The 20,938-nt window shown below is 53.0% G+C and carries 18 protein-coding genes; 8 read left to right on the top strand and 10 right to left on the bottom strand.

Annotated features, from left to right (window positions below; all coding sequences use genetic code 11):
- Positions 1 to 38 precede the first annotated feature (38 nt).
- The 6 genes from BLP91_RS08865 to BLP91_RS08840 all read right to left on the bottom strand — a co-directional run bounded on the left by BLP91_RS08865 (position 39) and on the right by BLP91_RS08840 (position 5,246).
- On the bottom strand, positions 39 to 878 hold the full coding sequence (locus BLP91_RS08865) for an ABC transporter permease (protein WP_091569818.1): 840 nt from the start codon (positions 876 to 878) through the stop codon (positions 39 to 41).
- Complete coding sequence (locus tag BLP91_RS08860) at positions 865 to 2,082, bottom strand: quaternary amine ABC transporter ATP-binding protein (RefSeq protein WP_143003517.1); 1,218 nt, start codon at positions 2,080 to 2,082, stop codon at positions 865 to 867. Before BLP91_RS08860 ends, BLP91_RS08865 begins: the two co-directional genes overlap by 14 nt.
- Positions 2,083 to 2,292: 210 nt before the next feature.
- A complete protein-coding gene (locus BLP91_RS08855) occupies positions 2,293 to 3,606 on the bottom strand; it encodes a DRTGG domain-containing protein (RefSeq protein ID WP_091569813.1) in 1,314 nt (437 codons plus the stop codon).
- Positions 3,607 to 3,709: 103 nt separating this feature from the next.
- The gene (locus BLP91_RS08850) at positions 3,710 to 3,994 is read right to left on the bottom strand and encodes a hypothetical protein (RefSeq protein ID WP_091569811.1); all 285 of its coding nucleotides are present in this window, start codon (positions 3,992 to 3,994) and stop codon (positions 3,710 to 3,712) included.
- A 187-nt stretch (positions 3,995 to 4,181) separates the two neighbouring features.
- Positions 4,182 to 4,874 (bottom strand): metal-dependent hydrolase, encoded by a 693-nt coding sequence (locus BLP91_RS08845; protein ID WP_091569808.1) that lies wholly within the window; start codon positions 4,872 to 4,874, stop codon positions 4,182 to 4,184.
- Positions 4,875 to 4,898: 24 nt separating this feature from the next.
- Entirely contained in the window at positions 4,899 to 5,246 is a 348-nt protein-coding gene (locus BLP91_RS08840) for a YlbF family regulator (protein WP_091569806.1), read from the bottom strand.
- A 177-nt stretch (positions 5,247 to 5,423) separates the two neighbouring features.
- On the opposite strand from BLP91_RS08840, the gene BLP91_RS08835 reads away from it, so the two are divergent.
- The 6 genes from BLP91_RS08835 to BLP91_RS08810 all read left to right on the top strand — a co-directional run bounded on the left by BLP91_RS08835 (position 5,424) and on the right by BLP91_RS08810 (position 14,331).
- Complete coding sequence (locus BLP91_RS08835; RefSeq protein WP_091569803.1) at positions 5,424 to 6,851, top strand: YheC/YheD family endospore coat-associated protein; 1,428 nt, start codon at positions 5,424 to 5,426, stop codon at positions 6,849 to 6,851.
- Positions 6,848 to 7,966, top strand: a complete 1,119-nt coding sequence (locus tag BLP91_RS08830) for a YheC/YheD family endospore coat-associated protein (protein WP_091569800.1) — start codon at positions 6,848 to 6,850, stop codon at positions 7,964 to 7,966. Before BLP91_RS08835 ends, BLP91_RS08830 begins: the two co-directional genes overlap by 4 nt.
- A complete protein-coding gene (locus BLP91_RS08825; protein ID WP_091569797.1) occupies positions 7,963 to 9,339 on the top strand; it encodes a YheC/YheD family endospore coat-associated protein in 1,377 nt (458 codons plus the stop codon). Before BLP91_RS08830 ends, BLP91_RS08825 begins: the two co-directional genes overlap by 4 nt.
- A 16-nt stretch (positions 9,340 to 9,355) precedes the next feature.
- On the top strand, positions 9,356 to 10,681 hold the full coding sequence (locus BLP91_RS08820) for a YheC/YheD family endospore coat-associated protein (RefSeq protein WP_176757916.1): 1,326 nt from the start codon (positions 9,356 to 9,358) through the stop codon (positions 10,679 to 10,681).
- A 4-nt stretch (positions 10,682 to 10,685) separates the two neighbouring features.
- Complete coding sequence (locus BLP91_RS08815; RefSeq protein WP_091569792.1) at positions 10,686 to 11,162, top strand: GNAT family N-acetyltransferase; 477 nt, start codon at positions 10,686 to 10,688, stop codon at positions 11,160 to 11,162.
- Between the two features lie 130 nt (positions 11,163 to 11,292).
- Positions 11,293 to 14,331: a hypothetical protein gene (locus BLP91_RS08810; protein ID WP_143003510.1), complete on the top strand. Its 3,039-nt coding sequence runs from the start codon at positions 11,293 to 11,295 to the stop codon at positions 14,329 to 14,331.
- A 48-nt stretch (positions 14,332 to 14,379) separates the two neighbouring features.
- Here BLP91_RS08810 and BLP91_RS08805 read toward each other — a convergent pair whose 3' ends face one another.
- The 4 genes from BLP91_RS08805 to BLP91_RS08790 all read right to left on the bottom strand — a co-directional run bounded on the left by BLP91_RS08805 (position 14,380) and on the right by BLP91_RS08790 (position 17,961).
- The gene (locus tag BLP91_RS08805; protein WP_091569786.1) at positions 14,380 to 15,789 is read right to left on the bottom strand and encodes a SpoVR family protein; all 1,410 of its coding nucleotides are present in this window, start codon (positions 15,787 to 15,789) and stop codon (positions 14,380 to 14,382) included.
- 295 nt (positions 15,790 to 16,084) lie between these two features.
- Positions 16,085 to 17,002 (bottom strand): DMT family transporter, encoded by a 918-nt coding sequence (locus BLP91_RS08800; RefSeq protein ID WP_176757915.1) that lies wholly within the window; start codon positions 17,000 to 17,002, stop codon positions 16,085 to 16,087.
- A 21-nt stretch (positions 17,003 to 17,023) separates the two neighbouring features.
- Positions 17,024 to 17,677: an SdpI family protein gene (locus BLP91_RS08795; RefSeq protein ID WP_245662211.1), complete on the bottom strand. Its 654-nt coding sequence runs from the start codon at positions 17,675 to 17,677 to the stop codon at positions 17,024 to 17,026.
- Positions 17,677 to 17,961, bottom strand: coding sequence for an autorepressor SdpR family transcription factor (locus BLP91_RS08790; protein WP_143003509.1), 285 nt, complete (start codon positions 17,959 to 17,961; stop codon positions 17,677 to 17,679). Before BLP91_RS08790 ends, BLP91_RS08795 begins: the two co-directional genes overlap by 1 nt.
- Positions 17,962 to 18,189: 228 nt before the next feature.
- On the opposite strand from BLP91_RS08790, the gene fni reads away from it, so the two are divergent.
- Positions 18,190 to 19,242, top strand: coding sequence for a type 2 isopentenyl-diphosphate Delta-isomerase (gene fni / locus BLP91_RS08785; RefSeq protein WP_091569775.1), 1,053 nt, complete (start codon positions 18,190 to 18,192; stop codon positions 19,240 to 19,242).
- 188 nt (positions 19,243 to 19,430) lie between these two features.
- Positions 19,431 to 20,864: an alanine/glycine:cation symporter family protein gene (locus BLP91_RS08780; RefSeq protein ID WP_091569773.1), complete on the top strand. Its 1,434-nt coding sequence runs from the start codon at positions 19,431 to 19,433 to the stop codon at positions 20,862 to 20,864.
- Positions 20,865 to 20,938: the final 74 nt, after the last annotated feature.

Genomic DNA, 20,938 nt, shown 5'->3' with positions numbered 1-20,938 from the left:
CCTTCTTCCCGCCACAGGAAGAAGGTGTTTTCGTTTTCTCAAGAGGTTTTTTCACTTTTCTTGCCGAGACTTTGTGTGATTCGATCCAGTACAATCGCGATAATCACGATGGCTAAACCGCCTTCAAAGCCTTGTCCCACTTCCAGGCGGCTGATTCCTTCCAATACGACCGCCCCCAGTCCGCCGGCGCCGATCATAGAGGCGATCACCACCATAGACAGAGACAGCATGATCGTCTGGTTGACTCCAGCCATCATCGTCGACTTGGCCAGAGGCAGCTGTACTTTAAACAGCTTTTGCGCAGAAGTGGACCCAAAGGCATCGGCGGCCTCAATCAGATCTTGGTCCACCTGGCGGATTCCCAAGTTGGTCAGCCGGATCGTCGGGGGCATGGCGAAGATCACCGATGCGATCACCCCAGGTACCGCCCCCAGTTCAAAGAAGAAGACAGCGGGAATCAAATAGACAAATGCAGGCATCGTCTGCATGAAATCCAGTACCGGGGTGATGATGTTCTTCATCCCTTTGCTCCGGGCTACCCAAATCCCCAGGGGAACACCGACAATCACGGAGATAAGGGAAGCGGTCAATACTAGGGAAATGGTACTGGTTGCCTGTGTCCACAATTGCAAGTTTTGAATCAGCAACAAGCCGAACAAGGTGAACAAGGCGACCGATAAACGACTGGCCAACAAGGCCAAAAACCCGATCACCACTGCCGTGATCACCGGCGGAGCCAAGGTCAGCAGCATCTCGAAGAAACCGACCGTCGGTTCCACCAGATTGGAGATCAAGTCAAACAGGATGGTGAGATTCTCCATCAGCCAATTCACAATCTGCTCGATCCACCGGTCCAGTGGCAGTTTAGGAAATGGCATCGGTGTTCACCCCATTTCCATTACCGGCCAGGGCGGCAAATATGGCCCCGCGCACCACCACACCGCGCAGTTTCCCTTCTTCATCGGTAACGACTGCCGGATAGGCAAAATGATTTTCCGCCATCTGCGGCAAAAGTTCGCTGACCGGAGTCTCTTCTTCAACACGGACCACATCTTTAATCAAAACATCTTCCATCTCTTTTTCCTCTTCCACCACCGCCTTGGCGTCTTCAGCAGCCAAAATCCCGAGGAACTTCCGGTCACGGCCCACCACCATCAAGGTGGAGGTACCTTGTTCCCGCATTCGTTTCAGAGCCACCCTCGGACCTTCCTTCCCGAAGACCAACGCTTCTGACCGTTTCATAATCGAGCCGGCGGTCAAAATCTTGGTCAGATTGACATCTTCCACGAATTTTTCCACGTACGCATTAGCCGGATCGGTCAGGATCTCCTCCGGTGTCCCGATCTGGACGATCTCTCCATCCTTCATCAGCGCGATTCGATCGCCGATGCGCAAGGCCTCGTCCAAGTCGTGGGTAATAAAAATGATCGTTTTTTGCATGGAAGACTGCAGATCCATCAGCTCATCTTGCATATCTTTTCGAATGAGCGGGTCTAGAGCGCTGAAGGCTTCGTCCATCAACAGGATATCTGGATCATTGGCCAGCGCCCGGGCAAGCCCCACCCGCTGTTGCATACCGCCGGACAGCTGGTTGGGACGGCTATCAGCATACGGATTGAGGCCGACCAGACGCAAAGATTCCAAGGCTTTCTGTTTGCGCTCTTCCTTAGAAACCCCTTGAATTTCCAACCCGTACTCCACGTTCTCCCGCACACTTTTATGGGGAAACAGGGCAAAACGCTGAAACACCATGCCCATCTTGGTCCGTCGAATCCGCCGCAGCTCTTCCCGGTTCATCTCAGTCACATCTTCCCCATCCAGCCACACCGAACCTTCTGTCGGTTCGATCAGCCGGTTTAACAGGCGTACAAGAGTGGACTTTCCGCTTCCGGAAAGGCCCATGATGACAAAGACTTCACCAGCCTCAACGGAAAATTGAGCCCGGTTGACACCGACAGTCATTCCCGTCTCCTTTAAAATCTCTTCCTTGCTCTTTCCCTGCCGCACCAACTCCAGGCCTTTGGCGGGGGAGCGCCCAAAAATCTTGGTCACATTTTCCACTTCAATCTTCTTCATATCAATCCCCTTACCCACTTTTTTTGCACACAAATCACAAAATCAGACCTACTTCTTTTCACGTATATGAAACCACTCCCTGATCTAATTTTCCCTACAATTAGGGTTGCCACCATTTCCACATTCCAACCAAGCCCGAAACACAAAACCGGGCGGTTTTGGCGACCGGCCCGGTTCGTTATCTTATCACACTTTTCCGTTTCTAGCGAAATTGGTTCACCGTTCAATCAACTGGGCTGTCACGACCGCTTTACCCACCATATGCCCGTCGTGATATACTTCCACGTCTACTTTTCCCACTTTCCGGCCCAATTCGATGATGCGGGGGTGAATTTGAATCTCCCGTTCCAACTGGACCGGCTTCAAAGTGTACAAAGCCAGGTTATCGGTCACCATATCTCCCTTATGCTGCCGGCGTAAGCGACGGTATGCCGCTTCCGTTATCAATGACGTGAGCACGCCGGTAGACAGATTGCCCAGGGGGTCGGTCATCTGCGGGGCCACCATCCCGCGGAACACAAACTCCCCATCTTTCCCTTTTCCTTCCTCAAAACCCTTGGTGATCAGGTCGTTGATCGTCTCCCCTACCTGGGGCTGTTTTTGCATATACTGCAGGGACTTGATCACATCCTGTCGACTGATCACACCCAACAGGTGGTACTGAGCGTTAACAACCGGCAACAGCTCAATTCCTTCCCACACCATATCGTGGGCGGCAGAGGCCAGGGAGGTTTTCGGCGTCACGGTGATCGGATGTCGAGTCATCACCCGCTCAATCCGCTCTTCAGGGTCATGGCCCACCACGTCTTTGGCCGTCACCATTCCTTGCAGCTTTCCACGTTCATCCACCACCGGATACCGGCTGTGTTCGGTCACCCGCACGGATTCGTGAAAGCGGGATATCCGGTCATCCAGGCGCAGGAATACAGGAGGCTGATCAGGATTGAGCATATCTTCCACCAAGAGAATCTCCTTTTTGATCAGCCGATCATAGATGGCACGGTTAATCATCGCCGCCACAGTAAAGGTATCATATGTACAGGAGATAACCGGCAGTTCCAACTGATCCGCCAGCTGTTTCACTTCCTCGGTGGCATCAAAGCCCCCCGTGATCAAAACCGCCGCCCCTCGTTCCAAGGAGATGCGGTGAGCGTTGTCCCGATTGCCGACAATCAAAAGGTTGCCCGGCTCCACATAACGAATCATCGCTTCCAACTTCATCGCACCGATGACAAACCGGCTCAGCGATTTGTGTAGCCCCGTGCTCCCGCCCAACACCTGACCGTCCACAATATTGACCACTTCGGCGAAGGTGAGCCGTTCAATCTTGGAACGGTGCTTTTTCTCGATGCGGACCGTACCCACCCGTTCCACCGTGGATACCAGCCCCTGGTTTTCTGCCTCTTTGATGGCACGGTAGGCGGTCCCTTCGCTAACCTCCAGCTCCCGGGCAATTTGACGGACCGAAATTTTATGTCCAATCTCCAATCCTTCTATGTATTCCAGAATTTTTTCGTGTTTGGTCGCCACTTGCCTCACTTCTTTCCCCCGAATTAAACGCTTTCTTCCACATTATACATGAGGGAAAATCGGAATACCAAGGGACGGAAGGGAGGATCTCCCACCTCCCGTCCTAACCCCTGTGCTGATACCGGCTGATCGATCCGACGGTTCTCCGCCTGCGGTTCGACTCCAACCACCTTTCTCGCCGCATACGTTCATCCTGGCGCTGTTTCTCACGGTCCAATTGCAACACCTTTCGAAAATTGGCCGCGATCACCAGACAGGCGAAAGTTAACCACGAATAAGCAAACAAGGACGGCATACCAAAATCATCAGATACGGGCAATCTGGGGACGGCGAAAAAGAGAAGGGCTAGCGCCACCACCAAGGCAACGCCGTTTTTCGTCTGAAACATCCCAACCTTCCCCCCTTTATCCGGCTTACTTCATTCTACGGTACAAGCCGGACCTTCATGCAAAAAAAAAGGCGGTGGGTCGCACCGACTTCATCAGTAGGGGGTTTTCATCCTATCTCTATCCTAGTTCTTTGATATTACAACGACATTACACCGGATTTACAGTTTGGTATCTCGGTGAATGGATTTATAGTTCAAAAGATTGACCCGGTTGAACGACTCGACCGTCGATATTTTTCTCCTGCAAGCGGCGCACAAAATCGTCAGCGTCCTGCTCGATCAGCGGGAAGGTGTTATAGTGCATCGGAACCACCTTTTTCGCTTGTACCCACTCCGCCGCCAACAGAGCGTCCTCCGGTCCCATGGTGAAATTGTCCCCGATCGGCAGCAACGCCAAATCGATCTCATTCTGGGCCCCAATCAGTTTCAAGTCGGAAAAGAGACCGGTATCCCCGGCATGATAGATGGTTTTGTCGCCTAGATTCAACAAAATGCCCGTCGGCATTCCTAAATAGGTAATCTCCTGCTTCTCCTCGTCGATAAAGGCGGAGCCGTGAAATGCCTGGGTCAGCTTCATACGGCCGAAAGGAAAGGTATGACTGCCGCCGATATGCATCGGATGTACCTTTTCCACTCCCTGAAATCCGATCCAGGTGGCTAGTTCATTATTGCCGATTACCGTGGCCCCCGTCCTTTTGGCAATCTCCACAGTGTCTCCCACATGATCCCCGTGTCCGTGGGTCAGCAGGATGTAATCCACTTCGATCTCTTCCGGTTTTGCCTTGGCCAAAGGATTTCCGCTCAGAAACGGATCGATGATCAACTTGCTTCCTTCATGGTGGATTTCAAAACAACTTTGCCCGTGAAAAGTGAGCTGCATGCTTCTCCCTCCATCTCAGTTTGGTCACTTTTTGTAGATCTCTTCGATCGGGGCATTCACAATGCGGTGGATATCGTTCATCATTTGACTGAGGCGATGCTCTGCCTCCACGTATCGCTGAAGCGTCGGGTGGGAACGGATCTCCTCCAACAGCCGGTTCAACTCTTGTTCCTTTGCTTCTTCCGGCCTTCTTCCCTCAAGCTGAAGCCTCTGCAATTCCATGGACAGCTCCCGGAATCGTTCCATGGTCCTGCGTTGATCCGGATTTTGACACACTTCACCCCAAACTTCCCTCAGTTGGGAAACCGCTTCCGACCTCTGAAGCTCCCGGGCCAGTTCGTCTGCCTGATCATAAGGATTGGCCGCTGACACCTCATTTCCCTCCTCTGTCCCTCTGTAAACGAAAGACCGCTTCCCTTTTCAGTATAGCATGCCCCCCGGGGGAATCGGCCACCCCCATCTCGGCGGAAATGCACCGCCCCTTTTATTCACCGCCAAATACATGCCTACATAACCTATAGCAGTCACTTAACGCGGAAGGGGATCGCTATGGGGCATGCAAGAGTCGTCATTCAGGTTGTGTCTGAGCACAACTTTCCCCCACATGTCAATATGGTAATCAGTCAATCCCTAGTCGACCGACTCCGGCTGCCCGGGCATCCGGTCAGGGCGACATATGGAAGCGCCTCGGACACCGCCTTCATCCTGACGATTCGAACCAAAACCCCGTTGGTCCGGATCAGTTCCCAGTTGGCGAGCCGATTGAACATCACAAACCAGAAGGTCCTCAATGTGCGGTACGATCCCCGTTATCAACGCCTCCGTTTTGGTCCCCTTCTGGGCATTTTGATGAATCGGGATTTGGAGGGAAGCGACAAACAACTGTTTGGACTAATGGCCCGTTTTCTCGAAGAGTGTGCACAGGCCTGTATGTCCAAAGGGGTCTGTATGGTCGTCTTTCCCCCTGAGGCGATGGACACCTCACAAAAAATTGTACACGGTTGGGAACGTCAAGGAAACCGTTGGCGACAGACCACCGTGCCGTTGCCGGATGCGATTTATAACCGGATCACATCCCGCCGAATTGAACAGAAGCCGGAGTTGCAACAGAAGCTACAAAAAATAAAAGCCCTCAGCCATATTCCTTTTTTTAACGACACCTTTCTGAACAAGCGACAGGTCCACGAGTTATTAATAAAAGATGAAGAAACCCGTCGCCTCCTCCCGGAAACCCAACCGTACCAACCCGCCCGACTCAGGAATATGCTGGAAAAGTATCGGACGGTTTATTTAAAACCGACCAACGGGAGTCTGGGCCAGGGAATCATCCGGGTTACCGTCTCCGGCGGAAAATGGATCTGCCAATACGCAGAATCCTCCCGAACTGTCACCCGGGTCTTCAAGGATCCGAAGGAGGCGATCAGGCAATTGCGGCGGAAAGTATCCCCCACTCGCTACATCATCCAGCAGGGGCTTAATCTTGTCACCTGTGAAGGGCGTCCCGTCGATTTCCGTGTGTTGGTCCAAAAAAACAAAAAAGGGCAATGGTCGGTCACCTCTTCGGTGGGACGGATTGCCAATCACAAAAACATCGTCTCCAACCTGGCCCGCGGCGGAACCCTGCGGAAAGCCGGCGAGGTGCTGGCCGCTGTACAGTCGATCAACAAACCGACTTTGTCTTATCTTCGACGGCGGGCGATAGCGATCGCAGAGGCATTTGAACGACTTTCCCAAAAACATTTCGCCGAACTGGGCGTCGATCTGGTACTGGATAAGGCGGGGCAATTGTGGCTTTTGGAACTCAACTCCAAACCATCCAAAACCGACGAAACAGTCACCAACCCGTCAGCAGCTGTCCGGCCGTCGGTCAACCGTCTGGTCGATTATGTCACCTACATCACTGGTTGGGCTCCTTATTTCGCTGCGAATAACCGAAACAAATCCCGGCCCGATCGGACCAGGAGGAAAAGACGATGAGGCCGACTACCTACACACTGGGGGTCATCACCTGCCGTATAGCCAAAAAGTTTCCCCCGTTTTTGGAAACTGAATATATCAAATCACTAACTCGGGAAGGAAAACCCCTCGGCATCCGTCTGATCACCTTTAATCCCATGGATGTGGATTGGACCCGACGCAAGGTGACCGCCTGGAGTTACGACCTTCCGACTGACAAGTGGTTGAAGGAAGAGCATCCCCTACCCCGGCTGATCTACGACCGGTGTTATTACTTGGATAGCCGCCAATACCTAGCTTATAAACCCCATATATCCCGTATGAATCAGGACCCTAACATTCTGTTTTTGGGAAAGGCCTTGGGCGGAAAACTGCAAACCTACAAGATGCTCCAACAGGAGCCGTCCCTTCGTCCCTACCTCCCTCCTACTCAAAAATTGCAAAACACCCAGGAGCTCCTGTCTGCCTTGAGGAGTCATTCTTCCATCCTCATCAAGCCAAACGGCGGCAGCCACGGAAGAGGGGTAGCAGCCATCATTCCGGAAGGAAACATCATCCGGGTCTGGGGACGGTCCAAAGCCAACCGCAGATTTCATATAAAGCTGCATTCCACAAAAACCTTGTTGTTATGGGCCAGGCGGTTTATCGGTAACACACGGTACATCGTTCAGCCGTACCTAAATCTTACTACCAGTGACGGGCGTCCTTTCGACATCCGGATCCTGGTCCAAAAAGACCGGTCGGGAACCTGGACCACCACCGGTATGGCCGTCCGGTCGGGAAATCGAAATTCGCTCACCTCCAACCTGCACGGGGGAGGCCGCGCCGAACAGGCGCAATCATTCTTGAGTAAAAATTTCCCTCCGAACAAAGTATCGGAGATTATGGATGCCATTCGTTTTCTTTCGATCCATGTTCCCAAACAAATCGAAAGCCAACATGGAAGGCTGCTGGAACTGGGATTGGACGTGGGGATCGATCGTCGCGGGCACGTCTGGGTGCTGGAGGCCAACTCCAAACCCGGCCGGAGCGTATTTCTCATGACCGGGGAAAAGGAGACCCGGATGCGCTCGATACAACTTCCCATCCAATATGCCCTGACCCTTTTCCGCAGTCTGACAGGAGGATCTGTATGAGCTCCATCATTTGCCGCATTCAGCCTTTGCCACCAGGAAGCCAAAATGCCGTCAAACTCCCGCTGCCTCTAATGAAAGAGTGGGGTTGTCAACCAGGACAATCGATTCGTTTCCGCGTCGGCGGCAAGAGTCTGATTACTCGGGTCGTCCCCACTCCCCGAAAACAGCGGGTCATTCTTTTACCCCGTTCGATGGCTGCTCAACTGAGCCTTCCTTTTTACGGTGAGACACGGGTTTCCTTCCAGAAAAGGGAGCTGAGTCTCGGCCCGGTTCTGGCCATCCTGACCACGGGATTTCAAGGCGCGGGCGCCTCACCCTTCGGGGCCCGATCGGGATTATACCGGCTCTTTCTACAAGCATCCAAAGGAGACCGCCCCTTTTTTTACATCTTTACACCGGAAATGGTCAATTGGAATCGCCAAGTGATCAACGGTTGGTTTTATCGGAGGGATTCTTCCGGATCATACCGATGGATCCGAAAAGCCGCACCTTTTCCAGATGTGGTGTATGAACGGGTCCCCAACCGGAAAGCCGAGTCGCAGATACAGGTACAGGAATGTAAAAAGCGGCTGCAAGCCATTTCCCGGACGCATTTCTTTAACCAAGGTTTCTTTAACAAGTGGAAGGTCCACGAAGCGATCTACAACCATCCCTTGACCGTCGATTGCATCCCCGAATCGAGACGATCCCCCTCCCTGGAAACCGTGCAGGAGATGCTCGATCGTCACAAAATGGTTTATCTCAAGCCCAGTGGAGGCAGCCTAGGACTCGGGATCTTCCGGATCACCCAAATTCCTCAAGGCGGTTACTATTGCCGTTTTCGGATCGGAAATCAAAATATTTTGCGTCAATACCGCTCCCTTCGTCCACTGATGCAGCAAATTTTCGGTGCGAGGATGAAACGCCTGCCCAATTACCTGGTTCAACAGGGCATCCGCCTGATTAAATACCAGGGTCGTCCTGTCGATTTTCGTGTTCATATGCACAAAGATCGGACTGGACAGTGGAAGGTGGTCGCTATCGGCGCCAAAGTGGCTGGGATTGGATCAGTCACCACCCATGGCCGAACCGGCGGCTCTCTCCTATCCACCTCGGAGCTGCTGAAACAATGCTTCTCCAGTAAGAGTGCCGAAGTGGAAGAGCGCATCCGGAATACCTCCGTCCGAATTTGTACCGCGCTGGAAAATCGGGTGGGCGGTCCGCTGGGAGAACTGGGTTTGGACATCGGGGTGGAAAAGAACGGGAAGGTATGGCTGTTTGAGGCCAACTCCAAACCCGGGCGACACATATTTAAACACCCGTCCCTGTCTGAATCCGGAAAAGAATCGGCACGCTGCATCACTCAATACAGCCTAACTTTGGCTCAATTTTAGAAGGGAGGTATCGATGATGCCCTTCCAATTTACGGGGTGGCTCACCTTTGATCGTAACGGCGCCGATCCGATTTTTATTCCCCGGCAACAACATACCGGAGCTTCACTCCCCTCATCCCTCTTTTTGACCCTGGGACCTGGATGGCGACAACAAGTCCCCGTCCGTAAAACAACCCCTCCATCCAAAAACGAGGTGCGGTGTCCGGTCCAGGTGATCCGGGATCAGCGTGGCCATTACCGAGCGGGTCCCTTTGTCGCCATCCTGGCCGCTGGGAAACCAAAAGGGTTTTCCGGAGTCCGCTCCAACTTTCTCGATCTGATCCACACCGGCCGCCGCATGGGGGTCACTGTGTTCGTCATCACACCGGCAGGGCTGAAGCGAAACGACAAGCGAGTTGAGGGGTTTATTCCCAAGAGGGGACATCGCGGAAATCAAGCTCAGTGGATATCCGCCACCTTCCCGATGCCCCATGTGGTATACAACCGCATCCCCAATCGCCAAGCGGAAAACCGGGCTCCGGAACAGCAAGCCTTAGCCAAACTGTCCGCGATGCCTGGTGTCCACCTGTTCAACCCCTCCTTTTTTAACAAGTGGGAATTGTTTTTGCGGATGAAACACTCCACCCAATTAGCCCGGCTTCTTCCCGACACCGTTCGGTGGGAAAAGGGAGAACGACTGGAGGAGATGGCCCAAAAACACCCTACGCTCTTTTTGAAACCCGTGAACGGCAAAGCGGGGCATGGAATGATCCGAATCACCCGGAAGGAACGCGGGTTTGAAATCGTCGATCAAAAGGTTTACAACAAAAAACGCTTTCACGTCGATGACATGCAGGCATTGAAGAAAAAGTTGAACCTGCTCACCGGAAACCGGCGCTATGTCTTGCAACAAGGAATCCAGCTGGCCACATACGGGGGCCGCCCCTTTGACCTGCGCATCCTGATGCAGAAAAACGGGGCCGGCAAATGGTCCCATACGGGAATCGGCATTCGAGTCGCCGGAAAAGAAGCGATCAGCACCCATGTACCCATGGGCGGATCGATCGCCGATTCGTCCCGGGTGCTTCAATCCCTATTCGGAAAAAGGGCTGCGGCCGTCACGGAGAAGATTCGAACGACCACTCTGGACATCGCCCGCCACATCGAACAGGAAGAAGGGAAAAATCTGGGGGAAATGTCGATGGATCTGGGATTGGAAACGAACGAAAAGCTCTGGTTTTTCGAAGCCAATGCCAAACCGATGAAATTTGACGAACCGGGCATCCGTCGTCTCTCGTTGCAGCGATTGTTGCAATATTGTCTGTTTCTGAGCGGATTCCCGACAGTCACCGCGGGGAGGTGATCCGGTGGTTCGCATTGTTACGGTGAGTCCAGCGCTTCTCCGCCGGGTTCGCCCTCAAATCCTCCGCTTTTCCCGTAAATACGGAGACCGTCGCATCACCCACCGTGCATTACGATGGTTAAATACCCTATCCGGGGATTCCTTTCCCGAGGGGACCTGGTTAGCAGCCGCTGTCGACAGGAAAAGGTTGGTCGGTTTTATCCTGTTCGGATCCTACGGACTGGAAGAAGCCTTTGTCGTGGTTCATCCGAACTATCGGAAACGGCAGGTGGGCGAGTCAATGTTGGAAGAGGCGTTGACGGCTTTGGACCGGGTTTATACACGAGTCTCCTGCGACAATATCCCCAGTCTGAAGCTTTGTTTTAAGGTGGGGCTGGTCGCCTTTAAATTGACCACGGGTCCCACCGGAAAGCCCACCCTTTGTCTGGGAGGGGGCAACTGGAGTTCCAAGGAATTTACATCACACGCTTCCTCCGCTTAAAGGCCTATCCGGCCTTTTTTTACGGTTTTGTCCAATCGTTCGCCCAGTTTGATCCCAAACTGTTTCCGCCACTATCCCTGATGAATATACCTACACATGAGACAACTCGGGCAAAGGAGGAGGATCTGATTTGCAACGGAGGAGAAGAACTTCCCGTGACTCCAGACGGATGCGAAAGTTGGCGGATGAACGGATCCTGGATCAGATCACTTATGAAGAACAAAAAAGTCTTCAGTTAGACCGGGAAGACTTTGACTGGAAGGAGACCAAAAGGCCTTCGGAAAGGCAAAAGAAAGAGGTACAGGCGGAACAGACGGAGAGCTCCGAAACGGCCCCCCTTCCCCCAGACGTTCAAAATATCAAACAGAAACGGGTTTCATCCTCCCAGAGCAAACCTTTTATTCACACCGGAGACCTGAACGACGGAGCGGTAACCCAGGAGAAGTTGGCCAAAAACACTGTCAGCGGAGGTCACTTGCAACCAGGGGCCGTGGAACAAAAACATCTGAAGGAACTGTTGATCGATTCGACCCGACTGGCCCCTGACGCTGTCACCTCTTCGAAGCTAGCCGAAAAGTCCGTGAAGGGACCCCACCTGGCTCATGGCAGCATCGGTGCAGAACACATCGCCCCGGAAACGATCCAGGGCCAACACTTTCCCGAAAATTCCATTGAGGGAAACCGCATCAAGGACAGCAGCATCGAAGGGGCCAAATTGCAGAAACAATCCGTACATGCCTGGCACCTAGCCCTGGAACAGGTTAACGGAAAACACTTGGCGGATGGAGCCATCACCGGAGACAAACTGAAGAGCGGGACGGTGAACACCCATCATCTGGCCAACAGCGCCGTCGACCAGGCGAAACTGGCCCCAGGCTCAACCGCTTCAGAAAACCTTCTGGATGAAGCCGTCACCGAAAGCAAACTGGCCCCGGACTCCGTTACCAGTGAAAAAATCGCCAAGCGGGCGGTCAAAGGGGTTCACCTCGATGAGCAGGCCGTGGAAAATGACCATCTGGCAAAGGAAGCGGTCACCGGGAGCAAACTGGCACCTGACTCGGTGGATCAACATCATATCCGAAATGAAAGCATTCAGGAGCAGCATCTCGCCCCCCAGAGTATCAACAGCCACCATCTCCAGGAGCAAGCTGTCAAAAAACAACACTTGTCGGACAACGCAATCACCGAGGATAAGTTGGCGGATCGTAGTGTGACCATCTCGAAACTGGCCCCTGAGTGTATCTCCACCGACAGACTGACCGATCTCGCTGTGCAATCTTCCAAATTGGCCCATGAAGCGGTCACAGGAGATAAGTTGGCTCACCAAAGCGTCGACAGCCATCACCTCCGAAAAAAATTAGTCAGCGAAGATCATCTGCAAGATGGTGCCGTCTCTTCCCGCCACATAGAAGAAGGTCAGATTACCGGAAACCATTTGGCTGATCAATCAGTCGGTTCGGAACAGTTGGCCGATCAATCCGTGGGAGAACGTCACCTACGAAAAGGATCCGTCGGTAGTTCCCGCTTACAGGAACAGAGCGTGCAAGCCTCCCATCTGGCCGACCAATCGGTTTCCTCCCGACATTTACAAGATCAGACCGTGGAAAATCAACACCTGGAGGACGGAGCGGTCATTTCAGAAAAAATTGATCATGAAGCCGTTCGCTCCCACCACATCGGTTCCGAGCAGATCGGCGGGGACCACCTGTTGGCAGGTTCCATTGAAACCCGCCACTTGGCGATCGGCTCCGTCACCAAAGAACGATTGGAGAGAGAAGCTGTCACCGCGGACAACATCGTGCCCGGATCGATTCAATCCCACCATATCAGCACCAACCAGATCAACGGGGATCATCTGGTGGAAGGGTCGATTGACTCCCGTCATTTGGCGGGTGAATCCGTCACCGGAGAACATTTGAGAAGGGATACCGTTACTGGTGAGCATATCGGCGAAGGACAGATCAGCCGCAAGCACCTAGCCGACCGAGTGGTCCACTTCGATCAGCTGGCCGACAGCTCCATTGGAGAACGCCATTTACAGATGGATGCTGTCGGCAGTACCCATCTGCAAGAGCAGACGGTGGGAAACCGGCATTTGGAAGGGAAGGCCGTGACATCAGACAAAATCGATCCGGAATCGATCCAGTCCCGCCATATCAGTCCGGAACAGGTGGAAGGCGAGCACCTGGTTGAAAACTGCGTCGACACCCGTCACCTCGCTTCCGGCAGTGTCACAGCGGAACAGCTGAGCAAAGGCTCCATTTTAGGAAGCCACCTTCGTAAAGGGGCGATACAGTCTGAACATCTTTCCCCCGGCTCCGTCCGGTCGGAAGCGATTGCCGATGCCAGCATCGGCGTGGAAAAACTGGCCTTCAACCTGACCCAGGAAAAGATCCGTTCCGGAGTCACTCCCTTTACCATTCCGGCAGAAGCGAAACAGGTGGCCCTCACCTTTTCCCTGGAAGATACCGATCGCCACGGAGATTTGATCCCGATGGCCATGACCAACCGTCCGGATTGTCACGTCTATTTGGATCGCTGCGAGTCGGGATCATTCACCTTCCGGATCCGCTCCCTCCACTTCGTCCCCAAAAAAGTGACTGGCCTTCTCTTCTGGATGGCCGTTCCCTCTGATCCGTCCGCCGAATCCACTTTGACGGTGAAAGCGGAAGCGTTCCCAGCGGCACCTACCGCACCAGAGACTGCGGCGGAGGAAGATACCGAAACGGCTTCCCAGGAGAAACCGGCCACACATTCAAAAACCCTCCCTAAAACCGATGACGCAGTGCCATCAGCGGATGCCACTAACCTTGAAGAAGCGAGGGATGATTCCGGTGACGAGAACTCCCCGGCGGAGACGTCGACCGAATCCCATTCCGAAGAGATCGCTCCGGTGCTGGAAACCGACACCTCACCGGACGATACCGCTTCGTCGAAGGATGACAAAGATCCCTCAGCGGAGACGACCGAGTCCACTTTCGATGAGGAGAGTTCCCGTGCGCTGAAGTCCCATCTTTCCCTCATCGACCAAGATCTCATCTCCCAGGAGGATGAAGAAAGTTTCCCAGCCGCAGAGGAAACGGAAGAAGAGGAAGATGACTCCCCGTCCCCCATCCAGCCCTCGGAATGGGAACGGATGGAACCCAAGTTGTTCCGTAACATGGATTAAACCATCATAAGAAGCACCTGCCCGATGCAGGTGCTTCTTCTTTTGCATCTATAGAAACTTCCGGGTACATTTCTTCCCGTTATAAGTGAACAGCACCGGTTTCTTTTCGATCACCGTCTCAATATGGACAGGTCTGCCCCAAAGGGCATACACGTGGGGCAACGTTTTTTCGATATATTTGATATCCAGTTCCAGCCCTTCAAATCGATGTTTCAGATAAAGCTCTCCATTTCTCGAGTAATCCCCGTCCTGTACCACAATATACGGATGCCCCCCATTCACCCGGCCGGCAATCAGCGAATCCCGCACTTGTTCCCAATTTTTATCTGTCACGGTCCAATCGTTTCCGGAGCGCTGAAAAACATAGAGATCCAACTCATCAACCAGTTCCTTGGTCAGATAATTTCGGATAAAGGACGTATCCATATCCATTTCCCGCACTTCAAATATCTTTTCCCTTCCCGTCCCGGGCACCCGTCCATATCGTTCCTGCTCTTCCTGCGTGGGTTGATCCCACCGTTTCTCAATATCTTCAAACAATTTGAGCCCCAGGTAATAAGGATTGATGGAAGTGGTGGAAGGTTGCGTGACGGAGGCATTCAATTTGGCGAATTCCAGTGTCTCCGCCTCAGTCAAATCCATTTCCCGCAGGATCCGAATATGCCAGTAGGAGGCCCAACCTTCATTCATGATTTTTGTCTCCATCTGCGGCCAAAAATACAACATCTCGCCCCGAAGTACCGTAATAATATCCTGCTGCCATTCTTCTAAGATCCCGCTGTGTTCCATGATAAAGAGCAACAAGTCTTTCTCCGGTTTCTCCGGCAATTTTTTGCGCGTCGTGCGCCGATGTTGCTCCGGTTTCGGTTTTTCATCCAGATCCCAAAGATCGTCATATGGGGTGGATCGCCGTTTCGGCGGTTCCCGTTTTTCCGGCTCCTCTTTGCGCCTGGGAGGGCGAATCAAGCTGGGATCGATATGCTCTTGAACCGCCAACACGCTGTCGAGAAACTGCTCCACGACCTCTTTTCCATATTCCAATTCATACTGACGTATCCGTTCGGCACTGGCGGCCATACTCTCCACCATATCCCGTGACGTATTGGAAAAGCGGACATTATTTTTAAAGAAATCGCAATGAGCCAGCACATGGGCAACGATCAGTTTGTTTTGGATCAGACTGTTCCCTTTCAATAGGAAGGCATAGCAGGGGTTGGAGTTGATCACCAGCTCGTAAATCCGGCTCAGATTCAAATCATACTGAAGTTTCATTTTGTGAAAGGTTTTCCCAAAGCTCCAATGGGAGAATCGGGTAGGCATTCCATAAGCGCCAAAGGTGTAAATCACATCTGCAGGGCAGATTTCATAACGCATGGGATAAAAGTCCAGACCGAATCCTTCAGCGATCTCTGTAATCTCCCCGATGGCCCGTTCCAATTCTTTCATCTCGTCGGACATGAGTCATCTCCCCTCTCCCATTTTTTTTATCATACGTCTGTAGCCGTACAAGGTTGTGGGATTTACCGCCTTATGATACAACCTATGAAAAAAGGCGGCGTCCTATATCTTCAAAGAAAAAAGCCTTCCTCCTCGGGAAAGCTTTCCTGATCATAGATCACGCTGTCTATGTTAGGGATCGGCTCCTCAGGACATCCCTATCACAGCCAAAGGATCAAGTGAAAGATGAGCTCGACTCCTCCCCTTGATTCAGGCTTTATCCCATGGTAGCCGCAGCGGCTCTCGGATTGACGCCTCAACCCTGTTCCGCATCAGTTGCCCGATCCGTTGAGATGGATCCCTTCTGCGGTTCCTTCCTTTGCACCAGGGTAATCCCGATCAACACCAACACCACTCCCGCCACTTGCATCGCGCTGATCGTCTCCCCCAACTGCAGCCAGCCGAAAAAGACGGCAAAAACCGGGACCAACAGGGCTGAAACCGCCGCCTCACCCGCCCCGAGTACAGAGACAACCGTAAACCATGCCACGAAGGCAAAAGCTGACGACAAGATTCCGGTGAAAAGCAGGTTGGCCACCACCGATAGACTCCACCGATCCGGCGTAAATGCAGGCTCAAACATCAAAGTGAGAAGCGCCAGCCCGACCGTGCCGACCACCATCTGAATCGCTGTCAGAGACAATTTCTCATGACGGGAAAACCGGGCGCGGACGAGAACATTGCTGCCACCCCAACAGACCGCGCCGGCCAACACCCAGACCATGCCTGTAAGCGTTCCCCTTCCTACCGCAGCTTCCGGTCCGGCCACCCCGACCAGACCCACGATCCCCAGCAACAAACCGCCGATTTTACCGGCGGTCAGCCGCTCCGAAAGAAAGAGCCAGGCCAAACCATAGGTCCAAAGGGGCATCGTATAAGCGAGAATGGAAGAAGTACCCGCGGGAAGGCTCTTCATACCGGCCATAAAGAACCCGAAGGTAGCAGTGGTCTGAAGGACGCCCAAGAGGAGCAGCCACCCGAGATCCTCTTTATGTATACGGGGGCGGCTTTTGCGAAAGGCGATGGGAATCAGGAACAGAGCACCAAGCAAAAAGCGATAAAAGGAAAAAGAAAAAGGGCCCAACACCTCCAGCCCCACTTTCATCGGGATCCAAGTGTAGCCCCAGATCACCGTGATCACCAACAACAAGACCTTCGCTTGTTTCCTGCTCACCATTCACTCACCTCCTACCGTTTATGACTCCTGATGGATTTTCCGATAAACACGATAGGCATAGCCCACCGGAAGCAAGATGGTTAACAGGATCGCTACAAAGATAAGCCCGCCTCGCACCCATGGAGGTAAAAAGGCGGAAACCACTATCACCATGCCGGCTCCCATCCATACCGGACCGCTGAACCGGTGGGTTTTTCGCCACACCTCTTCATTTTCCAAGGTCCACGGCAGCTTGATCCCGAAAAAATAATTGGATCGGATCCGGCCCAAAAAGTTTCCCAACACCATCCATAACAGGCCGATACCCACCGGAACCACCTGGGACAGATCCACCGGATAACCTAAGGCATAGAGTAAGGTGGCGATAAATATTCCGCCTAAAAAACCAGTCAGCGCCACCCGAAACAGCTCATAGGAGCTGGTGAACTTGCGATAGTTTTCCTTTCGCGGATCCAATGCCGGGAGCCATTTGATCAAAAAGGGCAACCCCAGTCCCATCCCCGCCATCAGCGGAATAAACGTCGCTTTGTCACTGTAGTCGTCCGGTTCTCCCGACAAATTGAAATGACTGGGGATACGTTCCGGCAACTGATCGTACACCGTCCAAGCAAAAACCAACGGGATCATCCCCAAGATCAAGACCACTGTATCCCAACGCGTCCACTTTTTCATCATTTGAGCGCCCCCTCGTCCCGATTATATTCATCGGTCAACTCCAAAAACCAACTCATCACTTCCTGAAGCACAGTGGTGTTCAAGGAATAAAGAACATGTTGCCCCTTTCGTTCCCTCAGCACCAAATGGGCTTGTTTAAGAATATTCAGGTGATGAGAAAGACTCGGCTTAGACATGGAAAAATGTTCGGCGATCTCCCCCGCTGTCAGATCCCCCTGGCGCAACAGCCGAAGGATTTGACGGCGGTTAGCATCAGATAGCGCCTTAAAAGTCTCATTCAACAGAAATCCCCTCGACATTTATTTAGATGATATTCTAATTATCTAATTATGTGTCGCCTTTGGCAAGGGGTAAAGAGCAAACTGGACGATTTGGTCCCGCCATGCCATCATAAAGATGCAAATCATTCCCGGGGGATCCCCTCCGATGATAAGCAGTTTCTGCCCCGGAGAAGCTAAACGGAACACGATGCAGTCCAAGGAATCCATCCTAAAGAGAGGAACGCGTTCATGAATCATCAAAAACGATCCACGGAAAAGCGAAAATCGGAGCATATCGATATCGCCCTGAACCAACCCGTCGCCGGGACCGATATTACGACCGGTTTGGAACAGTTCCGACTGGTCCATGAAAGCCTCCCAGAAATCGCTTATTCAGAAATCTCCCTGAAGACCACCTTTCTGGAGCAATCGCTACAAACCCCTTTTCTGGTCAGTTCCATGACCGGAGGGACAGAAAAGGCACGGACCATCAACCGAAACCTAGCGCAGGCCGCCGAAGCAAGGGGGTGGGCGATGGGACTGGGATCCTGCCGTGCCGCTCTGGAACACCCGGAAACGGTGGACACTTTCCGGGTGAGGGATGTGGCTCCCACCATCCCCATCCTCGCCAATTTGGGAGCGGTCCAGCTCAACTACGGTTACGGAGCCGATCATTGCCGGCAGGTGGTGGAACTCGTCGAAGCTGACGGCCTCATCCTGCATCTGAACAGTTTGCAGGAGGTGTTTCAACCGGAAGGAAACACCGACTTCCGCGACCTTCTATCCAAGATCGAAGGGATCTGTAACACCCTTGAGGTACCAGTGGGGGTGAAAGAGGTGGGTTGGGGGATCAACGGAAAATTGGCCCGCCGCCTGTTTGACGCCGGCGTCACCTTTGTCGATGTAGCTGGAGCCGGGGGCACCTCCTGGGTCCAGGTAGAAAAGCACCGTTCCAAGAACCCTCTGCTCATCCAGGCTGCGAAAACCTTTTCTGGATGGGGTCTGCCCACCGCCTTCTGTCTCCAGGAAGCCCGTAAGCTGAATCCGACGGGAACACTGATCGCCAGCGGCGGAATGACAAATGGCCTGGATGCAGCTAAAGCATTAGCTCTCGGAGCAGACCTTGTCGGTTTTGGACGTTCCCTCCTCGCTGCCGCCACCCAACCGACACCTGAGGCGATCGCCTTCCAACTGGAACGGATCGAGACAGAATGTCGGATCGCCATGTTTGGCAGCGGCATCGATCGGGTGGAGCGATTACAAGGAACCTCCCGTTTACAAAAATGTCCTTTAAACCCATAAAGTTTATCGCAGCCGTTCCGACGCGCCGAACGGCTGCGACTATGTTGGGAAAGATCAAAGCTTTGGATATATTTATTCCTCTCTGCCTAGCAAGTTTATAGTAAAATAGGGAGGGGAGTCATTTAAGAATATTAGTTATTATTTCAGGTCAGTTTCAACCATCGCATTTTTTATGATGAGGTGATTCGATGTCTTTTTTGGAAGCGCTTACTACAGAGGTCAATGACCTTTTGTGGTCTTATGTCCTGATCATCGCCCTGATCGGTGTCGGTCTTTGGTTTACCATCCGGACTCGGTTTGTTCAGTTTCGGCTGACAGGGGAGATGGTACGCCTGCTCAGCCGTAAAACCGACAAAGAAGTGGAAAGAAAAGGAATATCCTCCTTTCAGGCCTTCTGTATCAGTCTCGCTTCCCGGGTAGGTACCGGGAACTTGGCCGGGGTCGCTCTGGCCATCTCCCTCGGCGGACCCGGCGCCGTCTTCTGGATGTGGTTGATCGCCCTGTTGGGAGCAGCCTCCGCCTTTGTGGAAAGCACCCTGGCCCAGATCTACAAAGTACGGGACGGGGAAGCATTTCGCGGCGGCCCCGCCTACTACATGGAAAAAGCTTTAAACAAGCGCTGGATGGGCATCTTGTTCTCCATCCTGATCACCCTCTGTTTCGGCCTGGTCTTCAACGCGGTTCAAGCCAACACCATCACCCTGGCCTTTGAACCCTTCGGCATGAATCGTTCCATCCTCGGCGTCCTCCTCGTCGCAGCGATGGCCCTCATCATCTTCGGCGGTGTCCAACGGATCGCCAAGACGGCCCAGGTGATCGTGCCGGTGATGGCAGTGCTGTACATTTTGCTCGCCCTTTACGTCCTCCTGATTAACGTCACAGAGATTCCCGGAGTGATCGGTCTGATTCTCGCCAACGCCTTCGGCTTCAAAGCTGTTGCCGGCGGCGGCCTCGGCGTCGCCGTGATGGAAGGGATCAAGCGGGGCCTCTTCTCTAATGAAGCCGGCATGGGAAGTGCCCCCAACGCTGCCGCCACAGCAAAGGTGAGCCATCCGGTCAAACAAGGGTTGGTCCAGACCCTCGGCGTGTTTACCGATACCTTGATCATCTGCAGCTGCACCGCTTTTATCATCCTCTTCTCCGGACAATATACCACCGGTGAAGCCGATGGGATCCAACTCACCCAAAACGCTCTGGGAGCGGAAATCGGTTCCTGGGCTGGTGTCTTTGTCGCCGTGGCCGTCTTCCTGTTCGCCTTCAGTTCCCTGGTGGGCAACTATTATTACGGCGAAACCAACATCGAATTCGCCCGCGCCAACAGCAAAGGGTGGTTGACCGCTTACCGGCTGGCTGTGCTGAGCATGGTGATGTTTGGCTCCGTCGCCAAGATTCAGATCGTCTGGGATTTGGCCGATCTGTTCATGGGTTCCATGGCTCTGCTCAACCTGATCGCCATCACCCTCCTCGGCCCCATCGCCTTTGCAGCGCTGAAAGATTATCTTTCTCAAAAAAAAGAAGGGAAAGATCCTGTCTTCCACGTGAGCCACATTCCCGGCTTAAAAAATGTAGAGTGCTGGGGGGATGAAGAAAGGCAAATGGAAGCCACTAAAACCCCGCACTGAGCGGAATGAAAAAACCTTTCCGGAATAACCGGAAAGGTCAGGCTGTCGAGAAAGTCTCGACAGCCTATTTTTTT

The organism is Melghirimyces thermohalophilus (assembly GCF_900102685.1).
Lineage (GTDB): Bacteria > Bacillota > Bacilli > Thermoactinomycetales > DSM-45169 > Melghirimyces > Melghirimyces thermohalophilus.
Note: the sequence above shows the minus strand (reverse complement) of the source record. Positions and strands in the feature narration are given on the sequence as shown.

What these genes read in the sequence shown, in the direction of transcription:
- BLP91_RS08865 (WP_091569818.1), bottom strand. Translation starts at nt 878, where the DNA reads ATGCCATTTCCTAAACTGCCACTGGACCGGTGGATCGAGCAGATTGTG.
- BLP91_RS08850 (WP_091569811.1), bottom strand. Translation starts at nt 3,994, where the DNA reads ATGTTTCAGACGAAAAACGGCGTTGCCTTGGTGGTGGCGCTAGCCCTT.
- BLP91_RS08845 (WP_091569808.1), bottom strand. Translation starts at nt 4,874, where the DNA reads ATGCAGCTCACTTTTCACGGGCAAAGTTGTTTTGAAATCCACCATGAA.
- BLP91_RS08835 (WP_091569803.1), top strand. Translation starts at nt 5,424, where the DNA reads ATGGGGCATGCAAGAGTCGTCATTCAGGTTGTGTCTGAGCACAACTTT.
- BLP91_RS08830 (WP_091569800.1), top strand. Translation starts at nt 6,848, where the DNA reads ATGAGGCCGACTACCTACACACTGGGGGTCATCACCTGCCGTATAGCC.
- BLP91_RS08825 (WP_091569797.1), top strand. Translation starts at nt 7,963, where the DNA reads ATGAGCTCCATCATTTGCCGCATTCAGCCTTTGCCACCAGGAAGCCAA.
- BLP91_RS08820 (WP_176757916.1), top strand. Translation starts at nt 9,356, where the DNA reads ATGCCCTTCCAATTTACGGGGTGGCTCACCTTTGATCGTAACGGCGCC.
- BLP91_RS08805 (WP_091569786.1), bottom strand. Translation starts at nt 15,789, where the DNA reads ATGTCCGACGAGATGAAAGAATTGGAACGGGCCATCGGGGAGATTACA.
- BLP91_RS08795 (WP_245662211.1), bottom strand. Translation starts at nt 17,677, where the DNA reads ATGAAAAAGTGGACGCGTTGGGATACAGTGGTCTTGATCTTGGGGATG.
- fni (WP_091569775.1), top strand. Translation starts at nt 18,190, where the DNA reads ATGAATCATCAAAAACGATCCACGGAAAAGCGAAAATCGGAGCATATC.
- BLP91_RS08780 (WP_091569773.1), top strand. Translation starts at nt 19,431, where the DNA reads ATGTCTTTTTTGGAAGCGCTTACTACAGAGGTCAATGACCTTTTGTGG.